Annotated in this window: 16 protein-coding genes; 8 read left to right on the forward strand and 8 right to left on the reverse strand. The window is 63.0% G+C overall.

The annotated features are described in order from the left end of the window. Positions 1-143 precede the first annotated feature (143 nt). The 4 genes from OEX18_00005 to OEX18_00020 all read right to left on the reverse strand — a co-directional run bounded on the left by OEX18_00005 (position 144) and on the right by OEX18_00020 (position 4,373). Positions 144-2,648 carry a PIG-L family deacetylase gene (locus tag OEX18_00005; GenBank protein MDH4335643.1) on the reverse strand — a complete coding sequence of 835 codons (2,505 nt, stop codon included), beginning with the start codon at positions 2,646-2,648 and terminating at the stop codon, positions 144-146. Positions 2,649-2,950: 302 nt separating this feature from the next. Then, the gene (locus tag OEX18_00010) at positions 2,951-3,118 is read right to left on the reverse strand and encodes a hypothetical protein (protein MDH4335644.1); all 168 of its coding nucleotides are present in this window, start codon (positions 3,116-3,118) and stop codon (positions 2,951-2,953) included. Between the two features lie 65 nt (positions 3,119-3,183). Continuing rightward, positions 3,184-3,591, reverse strand: coding sequence for an OsmC family protein (locus tag OEX18_00015; GenBank protein ID MDH4335645.1), 408 nt, complete (start codon positions 3,589-3,591; stop codon positions 3,184-3,186). Positions 3,592-3,713: 122 nt separating this feature from the next. Continuing rightward, positions 3,714-4,373 carry an FMN-binding negative transcriptional regulator gene (locus OEX18_00020; GenBank protein ID MDH4335646.1) on the reverse strand — a complete coding sequence of 220 codons (660 nt, stop codon included), beginning with the start codon at positions 4,371-4,373 and terminating at the stop codon, positions 3,714-3,716. A gap of 189 nt (positions 4,374-4,562) precedes the next feature. Here OEX18_00020 and OEX18_00025 point away from each other — a divergent pair, with 189 nt between their 5' ends. From OEX18_00025 to katG, 8 genes are all read left to right on the forward strand, one after another. Then, positions 4,563-4,814 carry a T9SS type A sorting domain-containing protein gene (locus OEX18_00025; GenBank protein ID MDH4335647.1) on the forward strand — a complete coding sequence of 84 codons (252 nt, stop codon included), beginning with the start codon at positions 4,563-4,565 and terminating at the stop codon, positions 4,812-4,814. Between the two features lie 183 nt (positions 4,815-4,997). Next, on the forward strand, positions 4,998-5,948 hold the full coding sequence (locus OEX18_00030; GenBank protein ID MDH4335648.1) for a pyridoxal-phosphate dependent enzyme: 951 nt from the start codon (positions 4,998-5,000) through the stop codon (positions 5,946-5,948). Positions 5,949-5,985: 37 nt separating this feature from the next. Next, positions 5,986-6,846: a hypothetical protein gene (locus tag OEX18_00035; protein ID MDH4335649.1), complete on the forward strand. Its 861-nt coding sequence runs from the start codon at positions 5,986-5,988 to the stop codon at positions 6,844-6,846. Between the two features lie 204 nt (positions 6,847-7,050). Beyond that, positions 7,051-7,404 (forward strand): helix-turn-helix transcriptional regulator, encoded by a 354-nt coding sequence (locus OEX18_00040; GenBank protein ID MDH4335650.1) that lies wholly within the window; start codon positions 7,051-7,053, stop codon positions 7,402-7,404. Positions 7,405-7,430: 26 nt separating this feature from the next. After that, complete coding sequence (locus tag OEX18_00045) at positions 7,431-8,798, forward strand: permease prefix domain 1-containing protein (protein ID MDH4335651.1); 1,368 nt, start codon at positions 7,431-7,433, stop codon at positions 8,796-8,798. Positions 8,799-8,840: 42 nt separating this feature from the next. Continuing rightward, positions 8,841-9,149: a hypothetical protein gene (locus OEX18_00050; protein ID MDH4335652.1), complete on the forward strand. Its 309-nt coding sequence runs from the start codon at positions 8,841-8,843 to the stop codon at positions 9,147-9,149. Between the two features lie 32 nt (positions 9,150-9,181). Further along, positions 9,182-9,595, forward strand: a complete 414-nt coding sequence (locus tag OEX18_00055; protein ID MDH4335653.1) for a transcriptional repressor — start codon at positions 9,182-9,184, stop codon at positions 9,593-9,595. 106 nt (positions 9,596-9,701) lie between these two features. Next, positions 9,702-11,840 carry a catalase/peroxidase HPI gene (gene katG / locus OEX18_00060; protein ID MDH4335654.1) on the forward strand — a complete coding sequence of 713 codons (2,139 nt, stop codon included), beginning with the start codon at positions 9,702-9,704 and terminating at the stop codon, positions 11,838-11,840. A 136-nt stretch (positions 11,841-11,976) separates the two neighbouring features. Here the strand turns inward: katG and OEX18_00065 are convergent, their stop codons facing one another. From OEX18_00065 to OEX18_00080, 4 genes are read right to left on the reverse strand one after another with little or no spacing between them, the layout of a single operon-like run. After that, positions 11,977-12,699 carry a class I SAM-dependent methyltransferase gene (locus OEX18_00065; protein ID MDH4335655.1) on the reverse strand — a complete coding sequence of 241 codons (723 nt, stop codon included), beginning with the start codon at positions 12,697-12,699 and terminating at the stop codon, positions 11,977-11,979. Between the two features lie 16 nt (positions 12,700-12,715). Further along, complete coding sequence (locus OEX18_00070) at positions 12,716-13,444, reverse strand: hypothetical protein (GenBank protein MDH4335656.1); 729 nt, start codon at positions 13,442-13,444, stop codon at positions 12,716-12,718. Between the two features lie 37 nt (positions 13,445-13,481). Beyond that, complete coding sequence (locus OEX18_00075; GenBank protein MDH4335657.1) at positions 13,482-14,462, reverse strand: glycosyl hydrolase family 17 protein; 981 nt, start codon at positions 14,460-14,462, stop codon at positions 13,482-13,484. Continuing rightward, on the reverse strand, positions 14,455-15,288 hold the full coding sequence (locus OEX18_00080) for a glycosyl hydrolase family 17 protein (protein ID MDH4335658.1): 834 nt from the start codon (positions 15,286-15,288) through the stop codon (positions 14,455-14,457). Before OEX18_00080 ends, OEX18_00075 begins: the two co-directional genes overlap by 8 nt. Between the last annotated feature and the right edge of the window lie 176 nt (positions 15,289-15,464).

The raw sequence follows: 15,464 nt of genomic DNA on the forward strand, positions 1-15,464 counted from the left end.
GAACGCCCTCGTGAACACGTAGAAGAGGATGATGAGGAGCACCAGGTTCCCGATGACGACGGCGTAGAGGACGCGCCAGCTCCCACCGATGGGCGGCCGCTCTTCGCCGTCCGGCGCCGGCGCTGTTCGGTGCACCGTCTCTCTCATCCGCGGGCCGACACCAGGTTGATGAAGAGCCGGTAGGCGCCGGGCACCCCCGCCGGGAGCTGTCTGAAGAACGAGTACCCGGTGTAGATGAAGATCCCCTTGCCGTGGCGCGCCCACACGAGACCACCCGCCGCCGGCTTCTCTCCGGGATCGGCGGAGGAGAGCGCGGTGTGGTACTCGGGTCCCCACGTGGAGGCGAAGTAGAGCCCGCGTTCCTGCACCCAGCCCTCGAAGTCCTGCGCGGTGATCCGGTTGGGCGTTGCGAGGAGCGGGCTTGCGGGATCCGCGAAATCGACCGGGGCCTCCTCGACCGTGACCCGGTCACGACCGATCTCGAGGGGGAAGGGCGCGAAGTCACGATACAGAGTTCGATCGGCCGTGTTGTACTGCACCACGAGCGTCCCACCCGACGCGACGTAGTCGAGGAGCCGGTGTGAGTTCCGCTTGAGCGCCTCGCGGGTGTTGTAGGCGCGCACTCCCGTGACGATGGCGTCGTACCCGGAGAGGTCCCCCGAAGCAAGCTCGGCGTCTTCGATGAGTGTCACGCCGTAGCCGGCCTGGGCGAGGGCGGCAGGCACGTCGTCACCCGGACCCATGATGTAGCCGATCGTTTCGCCCACTTTGGAGAGCGGCAGCCGCACAACGTGCGCGGTGGCCGGCGGGAACACGGTCACGATCGGAATGTGGGGATAATCGATCACGGTCATGCCGCGCGTGAAGGTGTGGTCGCCGGTCGTGAACTCGGCCGCGAGCACGCTCGCCTCCGAACCCGGAGTGACCTGGAAAACGACGTCGCGGGTTTGCCCCGCGGGCAGATCGACCTCCTGCGCGACTGGATCGCAGCGCCAGCCGGAAGGCAGTGCGAGGCGGGCCTGGCCCCGGAGCGCGGCGCGCGATTCGAGCCTGAGGTGTATCGGACGCGCGGAGCCGTCGGGGAAGAGGTAGACGTGCTTGTCCAGCGCCAGCGTCACCTCCGGAGCGATGCAAATTGGCCGGTAGAGCTCGCCGCGCACCCGGTCCACCCAACGGACCAGGACGGGCAGCGTGTAGTCGATCGATTGCCCGGACACCGTCACGGAAACCGTTACTTGCAGCGCGGGATCGTTCCACGGCGTTCCAATGAGCGCCGGATCCGCAACCTGCTGCAGACCTCCCTTGATCGGTTGGCGCAGCCAGTAGGGCTGCGTGGTGCGCCAGTCGAGGCTCGCGGGCACGACGCTCTGGAGCGCCACGGTGACCGGCCGGTTCTCTGCCAGAAGGCTGTCGGCCGGGCTGTCGAGCCCGGCGGGCTCCGACCGGACGCCAGCCAGGCGCAGCGCCGCGCTCGAGCGGTTGATCGCCGTCACATCGACCTGAATCGAATCGCCGGGACAGAGTGTGTGCTGATGGGCCACGGCCTCGAGCCAGAGCCCGCAGCACGCGCGGATCACGCCGTCGAGTTCGCGTGCCTTGTAGATGAGGAGCGGCGCATCACCGGCCGACGCCGAAGCGCGAAGTTTCGCCAGCGCGGCGCGTGCCCGCAAGAGCCCCGGCACACTCGCCGCGGGGTTGCTGGGATCGTGCGCGCGGTGGACCTCATCCAGGAGCTTGCCCACCGCATCCCCGCCGCGGATCCGTTTCCACGAGAGGTCGACACCCTCGAAGAGGTCGGTGGCCGCCGGCTCCCCGGCGATGACCTGGAAGTAATTGATCGACGTGCCGCGGCGTTCGGGCGAGCCGAATCCCTGGCTCTTGTGCATGCTCCGGCTCTCGCCGGCGAGCTCCGTGTAGGAACGGCCGAGGAGCGGGTTGTAGGCCCCGAGATCAATCTTGAGGAGCTGCCTGGCGCTGTCGCCCGTGGGCGGCGCGGCCCAGCTGAAGTAGTTCCAGACGATCCGCTTCGGCTTCCAGAGCGAGAGCGTGCGCAACTGGTCGGGGAATCGGGACGGATCGCCGGCCGCCTCGAACGCCTCGACTGCGAGCAGCGCCGACGCGGTGTGATGGCCGTGGCGGCCCTCGCCGGTGGTCGGAAAGCGCATCACGATGACGTCGGGCCGGAAGGTTCGGATGACGCGCACCACGTCGCCCAGGACCGCGTCGTATCCCCACGTGGCGAGCGTTTCGTCGGGCCCTTTGGAGTACCCGAAATCCACCGCGCGGGTGAAGAACTGCTCGGCGCCGTCGATGCGGCGCGCCGCGAGAAGCTCCTCGGTGCGGATGACGCCGAGGAGATCACCCTGCTCGTCGCCGATCAAGTTCTGTCCGCCGTCGCCCCGGGTCATGGAGAGGTAGCCGGCCCGTACCAGCTTCTCGTTCTCGAGCCAGGTCAGCATGGCCGTGTTCTCGTCGTCGGGGTGAGCCGCCACGTAGAGCACCGAGCCGACGACGGTGAGCTTCTCCATGGCGAGATGCAGCGTCGCGGCGTCCAGCACCGCGGGGGGACCATCAGAAGCCGCCGACGCGGTGGCGCCAGCAGCCACGATGAACAGTGTGAGCACGGCCTGCCGGAGTGCGATGCGCAAGGTGATTTCCTCTCGAGAGAACGTGTGTCGAAATTGCGGAGCGTCGGGCGAGATTATTGACGAGTCTCCCGGAGAAGTCCAGATCGCAGGTTCGCGGGCGCCCATGGCCTGCAGGATGCGCTCGCTGTGAGGAACACCCACCCGGGAAGGCCAGCAAGGCGAGCAGCAGGATGCATCTTCTCGCGTAAGTATTGAGTTCTTGTATGCGCCGCCGGCGGGGCAGAACGCGCAATAGCCGCTGTCCTCAGTAACGCGCTCCGGCGGTTTCCTGGGGCAGGCGGGTTCGGATGTCTGCCAGTTCCTCAGCGGTGAACTTCACGTTCCCGGCTCCCCTGGGCGAAGACCTCCGGCAGGATCTTGATGGCAACATCCCGACCCAGCTTGGTGTCCTTGGCCCGATACACCTCACCCATCCCGCCAGCACCCAGCTGATCGACGATTTCATAATGTCCGAGTTTACGTGGGATCATCGAAACACATTAGCACAAGGTGGGCCCCTCCGTCAGGAACGTGCTCGCCCGATGTCGGGCGGCCGTCAGGTGCCCTGCTTGTCGACACGCACCACGCGGATTGACGTCTCGATTTCTTCGCGGAGTTGTTTCTTCACGGCGCAGAGTTCCATGGTGCGGATGATGGCCGGGTCGTACTTGTCGGGGAAACCGGCATCCACATGGAGCACTATCTCGATGCGCGACAGGAGGCCGTGGTTCGCGCGCTCGACGTCCATTTCAAGACTGAGCGGTGACGGCAGATCGCGCTGATCGCAGAACGACTTGGCATAAATGCCGGCACAGGTTGCGAGCGAAGCCAGGAAGACCTGAAAGGGCTCGGGCGCCTGGTTCTCGCCTCCGTGCTCCACGGACTGATCCGTGTTCACTGAATGTCCGGCGATTTTCGCATCGACCTTCTTGTTGCCGGGAAACGATACCTCGACCATTGCCATGTCCAGAGCTCCATGCGTTGAGGGTGCTTGATGGGTACGTGCAGTCTCTTTCAAGCGGCCACTCACCAATAATAGGCGCAGTCAATCCGGTTGGCAACCATTCCGGAGGGATCTAGCGGCGCTCAATCCGACGGAGTCTTTTCTTCCTCGTCCGGGAACACCGACTTCGTCCGCTTTTCCATCTCCGCGGCGATGAACTGACCGTTTGCGTCCTGCTGTTTGAGCTTCTGGATGATGCTGTGATAGCTGGCCTCATCCCGGTCCTGGCTCAACTTGAACACGTGGCCCATCTCGAGTATTTCGATCTCGAACGCGACAATGGCGTGGATGTACTTCTGTTTGAATGAGTCGGGCAGGTTGTCGTACACCGTTGGGGACTTGGCGTTGTACTTCTCGAAATGAAGGGAAGTCTTCTGCAACACGCGCTCCAGGGCGGCCTCATCCAGAAACCGGATCCGGCCCTGGATGTGCACACTCATGTAGTTCCACGTGGACGCGATGTTCGGATTGCTGTACCACGTGCCGCTCACATAGGTGTGGGGACTCGTGAAGACCACGAGCACATTGGGATTGTGCAGGAACGCCCGGTGGTGATCCGTGTTCTTCATGATGTGCCCGCGCAACACCTTCCGGCCCGCCTCTTCCTCGATGAAAACCGGAACCTGGGTGGCGACCGGCTTGTTGTCCGCATCGCATCCCGCCACGAAAGCAAAGGGATGCTGGTCGATGAAGGCCTGGATGGCAGCCGGGTTCTTGTCCTTGTAATCGGGCAGGTTGTACATGGCGATGAATCCGCTGGTTGGGGGTGTGTGTCGCGGGACAGGGTGTGTGTACCATACGTCTCCATCCCCTGACAACCCCGGGGCCGTTCATGGCATTTGATCGTTGTATGAGGGCCGTCGCGCGCTTATCCTCGCAATTATTGTGCATGACGAAATCCCAGCACCCGCTCCAGCAAGCAATGCAAATCGATGGCAAAGACCGGCGATTTCACTCAACTGGCCTTCAAGCTCCCGGGTGCAGCCTCCGTTCGTTGCCGCGTATTCGACGTGCGTGGTCGGCGTGTGCGCGAAATCGCCGATGGTATATTCGGCGCGGGTCTGCACGAATTCACGTGGGACACCCGGGACGACAGCGCACGTCGCGTGCGAAGCGGAGTGTATCTGGTTCAACTCCAGGTCAATGGTTCGAGCAGTACTCGCAAGGTGATCGTCACGCGTTGACGCGGAACATCCTGGAACACCTCCTGGCTCGCAGGAGCCTCGGCCACCGGCCCCCAATCAGGTCTTCGCTGGCCTCCGTGGTAGGGGCTGCAGCATTCCTCCCGCTTCGGCTATACTTCCCACCGCATTGGTACCCGGCCACGGATATGAGAAAGTGACTCCGGAAAGCGGAAGGATAGACGCGTGATCTACGACAACATTCTGCAGGTGATCGGCAATACGCCAACGGTGAGGCTCAATCGTATCGGCAAGGAAACCGGTGCGGAGATTTTCGCCAAGTGTGAGTTTCTAAACCCCGGCGGGTCGGTGAAGGACCGCATTGCCGTGCGCATGATCGAGGAACTCGAGAAGAGCGGCAGGATCGGCCCGGGGACCACGCTGATCGAAGCGACCAGCGGAAACACGGGTGTCGGGATGTGCATGGTGGCGGCCGTGAAGGGCTACCGCATGATCATCACCATGCCCGAGAAGATGAGCCGGGAGAAACAGGTGGTCATGGAGGCCCTGGGCGCCGAGATCATCCGCACGCCCACCGAGGCGCCGCACGACTCGCCGGAAAGCCTGATCGGGGTGGCCGCGCGCCTCAACAAGGAGATTCCAAATTCGGTCATTCCCGATCAGTACGGTAATCCCGACAACCCGCATGCCCACTACAGTGGAACGGGCGCGGAGATCTGGGACGACTTCGGCGACACACTCGATCTGTGCGTGCTGACCGCGGGGACCGGCGGAACCATTGCCGGTGTGGCCAGGTACCTGAAGGAAAAGAATCCGAATATCAAGATCGTCGGTGTCGATCCGGAGGGCTCGATCCTCGGCGGCCGAAAAGAGGTCAAGACCTACCAGGTCGAAGGCATCGGTTACGATTTCATTCCCGATGTCCTGTCCTACGATCACATCGACGAGTGGGTGTACTGCAACGACCATGACAGTTTTGCGATGGCACGGCGCCTGATCCGTGAGGAGGGCCTGCTCGTGGGCGGGAGCTCGGGATCGGCGGTGTGGGGAATGCTCGAGGCCATCAAGCGCTACCCGAAGACGAAACGGGCCATCACGATTCTTCCCGACTCGATCCGCAACTACCTCTCCAAGTTCGTCAGCAGGGAATGGATGATCGAACACGGCTTCATGTAGGCCGATGTTTGAGCGTGGCGGCTACGAAAACTGACACATGAACTTGATGTACGCACTTCCGATCATCAACGCAGGCGTCATGCTGGTCATTACGGCGCTTGGCCTGCGCACCCGGCCGGCCGACACGCTGCTTTTGTTCCGCAGCCCGGTACTCGGAGTGCGCGCCGTACTGGCCATGTTCGTATTCGTGCCGGCATGCACGCTGCTCATGGTATGGCGCCTGCCACTCGAGCCGGCGATCCAGGCCAGCCTGCTGGCGTTGGCGGTCGCGCCCGTGGCGCCCATCGTTTTCAGAGCCAGAACCAGCGCCAACACCGACGGCGACTATACCGTCGGCTTGCAGGTTTTCACCGCAGTCGTCTCGCTCGCGGCCGTACCGGCAATGCTCGCGGTTGCCGAGCGCGTCTTCGACTTTCACACCCGGTTTCCCGTCAGCGAGATCGCCATCATGTTACTGAGGGTGATAGGCCTGCCGCTCGCTGTCGGCATCGGCCTCGCCAGGTTGCTGGGTGACAGGCGGGTGCGCGTGGCACTTTGGCTTGAGCGCATCGGCAGCACCGTACTGACCGCCGGCATGGTGCTCATTCTCGCGCTTCTCCTGCCGAAGGTATGGTTCATGGCAGTCAACGGACGGTTGCTCAGTGTGGTCGCCGTTACCGGCTTCATGCTGTTGGGCTGCCATCTGTTTGGAGGGCCGGAAAAGGGCACCCGCATTGCTCTCACCATGGGCAGCGCTCAGCGCCACCCGGGAATCTCCTTTGTGGTCGCGACGACGGTGTTGCCGGCGGAAGAAGAGACCATCATCGCCGTCATCGTCATGTTTCTGCTGGTAAGCACCCTGGCGATCATTCCTTATATGCTCAAGCGCGACGACCCGGTCGCCGATTCGACAACGTAGATTCGTTTCAACGCTCAACCGACTTCTCCAGCTCGTCGAGCCAGGTCAGCTTCGCCTCGATCTGCGGGATGACACGACGGCCTCCTCCCGAAGTTGCCTGACCGGGGTGGCGAGCGCTCATGGTTGTCCTCCCGCTACCCTTGATCCTGAAAATCCCCTTGCTATTACCTAGAACTGCAATGTATAGTAGCACTAGGTAAAGGCATGATCATTGATAAAGACCTTGTTGCCGCGTCGGCCACCCCGTTGGTGCTCGCCATCCTAAGTGAAGGTGAAAGCTACGGTTATGCCATCATCAAGCGGGTGGCCGAGGTGTCGGGCGGCGAGCTGGAGTGGACCGAGGGTATGCTCTACCCGCTCCTGCACCGCCTGGAGCGCAACGGCCTGGTCGAGGCGGTGTGGGGTCAGTCGGAGACCGGCAGGCGGCGCAAATACTACCGCCTGACCAGGGCCGGGGTGGAGCAGCTCGACCGCCAGCGCCGCCAGTGGCAGGTGGTCGACGAGGCCATGCGTGGTATCTGGAAAATGGTGGCCGACCCCGGGGCGCAACCCGCCTGACCGGCTGCAACGGAGAAGAGAAGACCGTGAACGTGGGGTTCCTGCTGGAAGAACGCATCGGGGAATGGCGGCAGTACTTCCTGAAACGTCAGGCGGTTCGTGCCGCCGACGTTGATGAGCTCGAAGACCATCTGCGCAGCCAGGTGGACGCGTTGCACAAAGCCGGTCTGGACGATGACGAGGCGTTCCTGGTCGCGGTCAAGCGGCTGGGCAACATGGATTCCGTTTCGCGCGAGTTTGCAAACGAGTACTCCGAGCGCCTCTGGAAACAGCTGGTAGTCTCACCGGGTGCCGGCGATGTTTCGCCGCGTGCGCACCGGGATACCGTCGCGGCGGTGGGTCTGGGAATCACCGCGGCCGTCGCGCTCAAGATTCCCGAGCTCTTCGGCCTGCGCATTTCGGGTGACGGCGCAGACACGTCATTCTATCTCCGCAATCTCAGCCTCTTCGTCCTGCCCTTCCTCGCCGGGTTCTTTGCGCTCAAACGCGGCATGCAAGCCAGCGCCTGCTTGCGGCTGGCTGTTCCATTTGTTGCCGGGGGTTTGATCGTAAACCTCCTGCCTTTCGTGCCGGGAGGGCACACGCAGGTGCTGGCCGCGATCCACCTGCCCATCGCGCTGTGGCTGACCATCGGTCTTGCGTATGTCGGCGGGCTGTGGCGCAGCCATGAACAGCGCATGCACTTCGTGCGCTTCTCGGGCGAATGGTTCATCTACTACACGCTCATCGCACTTGGTGGCGGCGTCCTCACCCTGTTTACGGTGTTCGTGTTCAATGCGATCGGCCTGAGTGCGGAGCCGCTGATCCAGGGCTGGATCTTTCCGTGCGGTGCGGCGGGCGCGGTTATCATCGCCGCGTGGCTGGTGGAAGCCAAGCAGGGCGTCATCGAGAACATGGCACCCGTGCTGACGATGCTGTTCACACCGCTCTTTGCGCTGCTGCTGCTCGTATTCGTCGTGACCATGATCTGGACGGGCAACGCGATTGACGTCGGACGGGAAGTGCTGATCGGATTCGACCTGCTGCTGGTGCTCGTGCTGGGCCTGCTGCTGTACGCAATCTCCGCGCGCGACTCGCAAGCTGCTCCCGGAACGTTCGACCGGCTTCGGTTGCTGCTCGTGCTGTGCGCTCTGGTCGTCGATGCCCTCGCGCTGTGGGCGATGGTTGCACGGACGTCGCAGTTCGGCTTCAGCCCCAACAAGACGGCGGCGCTCGGCTTGAATATCCTGCTGCTCGTCAATCTCGGCTGGTCGGCCGTGCTCTACGCGCGGTTCCTGACCAGGCGCGCTCCGTTCACGCAACTCGAGCGCTGGCAGACGGCCTACCTTCCCGCGTACGGGATCTGGGCGTGGATCGTGGTGGCGTTGTTCCCAATCATCTTCAAGTTCAAGTAGGAGCGTCTCGTTCGACGCTCCATTCGGAAAGGATGAGGCTCCATGCAGAAGGCCCTTCTTACGATTGCAGTCGTCTGTGGAGTGAGCATCGCCTACATCGATTCGCGGCCCGGCTGGGATGACACGGGCATTTCCGTTGGTATGCTCGTGTTGACGACGGGGTTGCTCTCGGTGCTCGGCTACCGCCGGTCGTGGTTGCTCGCGTTGGCGGTCGGCGCATGGATACCGCTCTATGGAATCCTCACCACGCATAACCCTGCCTCCATCGTCGCGATCGCCTTCGCACTGGTCGGCGCGTACGGCGGGCGGCTGCTCCGTTCGGCAATAAAGTCGGCTCAATCCAAGAATTGACAAAGTCCAGAATTAACGCTAGCCTGTGTTCCATGTCGCGGGAAATGGAACCACTGCTTCGCGGGCACGGGCTGCAGGTGACGGCGCAACGATTGGCCGTCATGCGGGCCGTGGCCTCGCACCCCCACGCGACGGCCGACGAACTGACCGAAGACGTCCGGGCAGTCATCGGATCGATCTCCCGCCAGGCCGTTTACGATACGCTCGGTGTCCTGGTCGACAAGAACCTCATCCGCCGGATTCAGCCGTCGGGATCTGCCGCCCGCTACGAGGATCGGGTGGATGACAACCATCACCACCTGATCTGCCGGAGCTGCGGCAAGATGGTTGATATCGACTGCGCGGTCGGCGCGAAACCCTGCCTCACCGCCAGCGAGGACCACGGGTTCGAGATCGACGAAGCCGAAGTCATCTACTGGGGGCGCTGTCCGGCGTGTCAGCATTAGCGCGACAAGCCACGCGACCACTCACAACCAATTACAAGAGCCACTCGCAACCGTTCACTCAATATCAGGAGCAGCCATGACTGATCGAAAAGTAAGCCGGTGCCCGATGACGGGCGCCAACACGACGATGGGATCCCGGTCGAACCAGGACTGGTGGCCGGATCAGTTGAACCTGAAGATTCTCCACCAGAACCCGCCCACGCTGAATCCCATGGGCGAAGCGTTTGACTACGCGAAGGAATTCAAGACACTCGACCTCAAGGCCGTGAAAAAGGACCTCACGAAGCTCATGACGGACTCGCAGGAGTGGTGGCCGGCCGACTACGGCCATTACGGCGGTCTCTTCATCCGCATGGCGTGGCACAGCGCCGGCTCATACCGCATCGCCGACGGCCGCGGCGGCGCGTCGTCCGGCGCGCAGCGCTTCGCGCCGCTGAACAGTTGGCCCGACAACGCCAACCTCGACAAGGCACGCCGGCTTCTGTGGCCCATCAAACAGAAGTACGGGCGCAAGCTGTCGTGGGCGGACCTGATGGTTCTCGCCGGCAATGTGGCGCTGGAGTCGATGGGTTTCAAGACGTTCGGTTTTGGTGGCGGGCGTGAGGATGTCTGGGAGGCGGAGGACATCAACTGGGGCGCTGAGAGCAAGTGGCTCGGCGACGAGCGCTACAGCGGCGACCGCGAACTCGCGAACCCGCTGGCCGCGGTTCAGATGGGTTTGATTTACGTGAACCCGGAGGGGCCGAATGGCAACCCGGACCCGATTGCTTCGGGCAAGGACATCCGCGAGACTTTCGCGCGCATGGCGATGAACGACTATGAGACGGTCGCGCTCACGGTGGGCGGGCACACCTTCGGCAAGTGTCACGGTGCTGGTGACGCCGCACTCGTTGGCGCGGAGCCGGAGGCCGCCGGCATCGAGATGCAGGGCCTGGGCTGGATGAGCAAGCACGGCAGCGGCAAGGCAGGCGATGCGATCACCAGCGGGCTCGAGGGCGCATGGACACCCAACCCGACCCGGTGGGATCACGACTATCTCAAGAACCTGTTCGCGTACGAGTGGAAGCTCGTGAAGAGCCCGGCCGGTGCGCACCAGTGGACGCCCGCCTCGCCGGACGCACCCAAGGCGCCTGCCGCGGACGGTTCGAAGGGGACGCAACCCCTCATGATGACCACCGCGGACATGGCGATGAAGATGGACCCGATCTACAAGCCCATCGCGAAGCACTTCCTCGAGAACCCCGACGAGTTCGCCGACGCGTTCGCGCGGGCATGGTTCAAGCTGACGCACCGTGACATGGGACCGATAACGCGCTACCTCGGCGCCGAGGTTCCGAAAGAGCATCTGATCTGGCAGGACCCGGTTCCCGCGGCCGACCACAAGTCGATCGACGCAAAGGACATCGCGGTGCTCAAGGGCAAGATCCTCGCGTCGGGCCTGTCGATCTCCCAGCTGGTCGCGACCGCGTGGGCGTCAGCGTCGACGTTCCGCAACAGCGACAAGCGCGGCGGCGCCAACGGCGCGCGCATTCGGCTCGAGCCGCAGCGCCGCTGGGAAGCAAACCAGCCGGCCCAGCTCGAGAAGGTGTTCGCGACGCTGGAGAAGATCCAGAAGGAGTTCAATGGCGGTGGCAAGAAAGCATCGCTCGCTGATCTGATCGTGCTGGGAGGGTGTGCCGCCGTCGAAAAGGCGGCGAAGGACGCCGGGCACAGCGTGGAGGTTCCGTTCTCGCCGGGCCGCATGGACACGACGCAGGATCAGACCGACGTTGACTCGTTTGCTCCTCTCGAGCCGATGGCAGACGGCTTCCGCAACTACGTGCGCAAGGGAATCGAACAGCCGGAGGCGCTTCTCCTCGACAAGGCGCAGCTGCTCACGCTGACCGCGCCGGAAATGACGGTGCTCGTGGGAGGCATGCGCGTTCTGGGCGCCAACGCCGGACAGTCGAAGCACGGTGTTTTCACCGACAAGCCGGAGACTCTGACCAACGACTTCTTCGTGAACCTGCTCGACATGGGCACGGAGTGGAAGGCGGCCGGCAAGGACGTGTTCGAGGGCCACGATCGCAAGACGGGAAAGGTCAAGTGGACCGGTACCCGCGTCGACCTCGTGTTCGGTTCAAACTCGCAGCTCCGGGCGCTCGCCGAAGTCTACGCGTGTGCCGACGCGCAGCAGAAGTTCGTGCGCGACTTCGTGGCGGCGTGGAACAAGGTGATGAACCTGGACCGGTTCGACCTCGCATGATGGGAGGATGATCCGGTTGTAACCGCCCGCAAAGCTGAAAACTCATGAGAATGCCCTGCAATGAGCGCCATTGCAGGGCGTTTTCTTGTGTTCAATGGCTCCGTCGGCCCGTCGCGGCTCGCGGCACGTGCTGAGCCTAATCCCGGGACGCCACGACAAATACCAGGAGGTACTGTTCCGGCAGGAAATCGTGCCGCTCGGCAATGTCGAACCCGGCGTTCTTCATCTCCGATTCGACGACCTCGGGAGCGAGTTTGTGCGGAGGCCCGAGACTGGATGCGGGGCGGAAGTCCACGATGGCCACCCGCCCGCCGGGGCGCAGTTGTTCCTTGAGGCGCGTGAAATAGTCCACGCGATTGTTGATGTGATGATAGGTGTCGCAGATGAACACCAGGTCCACGGGCATGGGGAGATGTGGATCATCGGGTGCGGCCAGCACACTGACCAGATTGGCCAACCCCTCCCGGCGTGCCCTGTCATTGAGGTACTGGATCATGCCGGGCTCGATGTCCGCGCCGATTACGAACCCGTCCGGGCACGCGCGGGCAAAACGAACGGGAAAATAACCGGTGGCGGATCCGATGTCGGCGATCCGCATGTCCTTCCGCGTGGCGAGTGTGGCGACGACGCTGTCCGGAAGCTGCCAGGCGTCGCGCGCCGGGCTCTCGAATCGCTCGGCCCAGGCGTCCGCGTCGTTGAATCGGTGCTCGATGGTTGCATCGTCATTGTGCTGGTGATCGCCGCTGCCATGGTTGTCCTGGGCGGGTGACACGGCGGTCAGTGTGGCCAGGGACAGCAGTGCCAGGGCAAGCACCACGGCGTTCCGACGGAAACGAATGACGATTGGTCCTTCTTGCATCGAATAGTGCCGTTCGTTAATACGTGTTACGGGCTCCCACCGACAGCTCGTCTTCCAGGTCCTTCGGATTCCATTCGAAAGCGGTCATCTGGTACACGGACGTCACCGTGCCGCCGGCGTATGTGACCTCTTTGAACGGGATCAATACACCATCGATCTCACGGAAGTCGTCGTAGTCGGCGGAAAACTCCATCGAAGGCGGCCCCGCCATTCCCATCGTTACATGGGTGATGTGCCACGTGTCGGGGTCGACGTGGTAGTTAATATACAGACCGGTGTCGATGGGAACGCGCAATACCGCGCGCCCATCGGTATCCGTGTCGCGCCACTCGACTTCATCCTTCTGCTCCAGCAATCGCAGCGGCGTGTCGAGACGCGCCGTCTGCAACCGCATGGCCTGGAGCTTCATCGCGTTGGCGGGCTCCAGTGACTCGCGGCTGGATCCGGTCCATCCCTGCGCACCGTCGGTAATGCGGGTCTCGTGGTGATCGGGATACGCGAGCTCCAGGCGCAGCCGGTCGGGCCGCGCGAACCACCGCTCCACGCGAATGGGCGTCTCTGATTGCATCGCCAGCTGGCCGCCGCTCGCGTGATAGCCGTGCACGGAGCGCAACGCCTCCTCGCCACCGTACGCGTCGATGACGCGGGATGTCACGTCCGCTATACGGGGGTCCTGCTGCTGGGCAGGCGCGCTGCTCGCCAGGCAGCACAGGCACAGACCGACTATCACTGTGGTGGTTCTCAATGGGGCTCCAATCGCGGCCGAGTTCCGGCAGCTATTGCTATCTCCGCGCTTTTCCCGTGGGGCGCCGGGGCTGCATGTGTGCGAACAGTTCCTGCATCACGAGTTTGGGTTTCCGGTCCACCGTGAAGACGCCCCAGTGTTTCTCGGGTTCCATGGGATCAGGGGAGCCCTTCCAGGGTTCGTCGAACGCCTCGAATACAAACGTCAGGACGCCGCGCTCGTTACTCCAGTCTATCAACTGACCATAGTACTGTGCCTGGAACTCCTCGGATGCGTTCCAAGGTTCGATACCACGGCCGTTGGATTTGGTGGTCCAGCCCGCTTCGGTAATGATGACGGTCTTGCCGGGGTAGCGGTCGGCAACCGCGCGGTAGTTCTGCCGCGTGTATTCGAGCGCACCCTCCACGGTATGGAACTCCCAGACCGGGTAGCTGTGGATTGAAATGAAGTCGAGCTCGGCGGCGAGTGGCGCGAGCTTCTCAATCCACGGCGCATAGTTGTCGCACAAGGTCACGGGCTGCTTGACGGTCTGCCGGATACGCCGCACGAATCCAAGCAGGCGCTCCACCGGCACCATGTGATCGGTCCAGTCCACCGTGGCCTCGTTGCCCACCGATACCGCGAAGACTATGTCGGGGCAGCGGTTCGCGAGCGCGATCATACGATCGATTTCTTCGTCGTTGGCGCTCCGGTTCGCAATCAGCTGCGCCTCGTCAAACTCGGCACCCCATGGACAGTTGGGGTTGCTCTGTTCGGCGCGCATGTCGGCGCCCAGCATCACCCGGAGGTCCAGTCCCTCGTCGCGTATCACTTCCAGTACCAGCTCGGCGTGCCGGGTGCAGTCGTACAGCCGCAGGTACTGCCAGTGCTGGTCGAGGATGCGCAGGTCTTCCCGAATTTCATCGTAGGACGGATATGTCCGGGTCAACGGCGACTGGCCCTCGCGGTAGCCCGAATAGCAGATGGCGTTGCCGAACTCGATGCCGAGTCCGCTCCCGGTGGCGTGGCTGTCAGACATGTTTCAGGTTTCCATCCTTGTCCCACAGCCCCCAGTAGGCGCCCACGTCCCCCTCGGCGCCGACCTTCCAGGATTCGTCGAACGACGAGAAATAAAAGATTCCGATGCCCTCCTGTGCCGCCCACTGGTACGCCCCGATGAAGTACTCGAGTGCGTTGTCATTGGACGGTACCGCAGCCCCGAATGCAGAGCCGATGGTTGGCCACCCGGTTTCGCTGATGATGACCGGTTTGCCATTGGCCACCCGGACGGCACGCCGGTACATCTCGCGCATGTACTGCAGCGCGTGCTCCGCGGCGTAGCCCTCCCAGAAGGGGTAGCAGTTGACCAGCAGGAGATCGCAGGCCCCGGCAACCGCCGGATGGTCTTCAAACAGGAAGTACGCGTCGACGTAACTCACGGGTACACCCGGCACGGCATCCTTCGCGCGCTGGATGTAGCCGATCAGTTCGTCCACGGGCAGATCGCGGCGCAGCAGGTTCTCATTGCCAACCGCGAGAATGTCGGCATGTCCGGCCCGCGCGACCTCGATGCCGTTCGCGAGTTCCTTTTCGTTGGCGTCCCGGTCGTCGGAGAGGCTCACGCCGACCATGGTCTTCAACCCCATCTGGTGGGCGATACGGGGCGTGGCCTGGTTGCCCGCGACACAGGAGAAGGTCCGAATCCAGTGCACGCAGGGCCGGATGATGGACAGTCTTTCGCGTATTTGCGCCTCGCCGATTTCGCTGCCGGGCGCCTGCCCGTCAATATATGGGCTGAAAGAAATTCCGTGGATTTTCTGCTGCAGAATCCTGTGGAAGAGGGCGACTTTGTCGGCCCGGGACAACCGCGAGAAGTCAACCCCACCGAATACGCTGGATTCCGGCACGTTGAAACCGGCCCACCTTCTGGACACGGCCGCCTGGGTGTCCGACGTTCCTGCAGAAGAATGTTGATCGTGTCTCGACACTGGTTTCCTTTGTTTCGGTTTCCGGTTTCGGGTGAATTGGGGCCGGAGTCTAG

This window comes from Candidatus Krumholzibacteriia bacterium (assembly GCA_029865265.1).
Lineage (GTDB): Bacteria > Krumholzibacteriota > Krumholzibacteriia > WVZY01 > JAKEHA01 > JAKEHA01.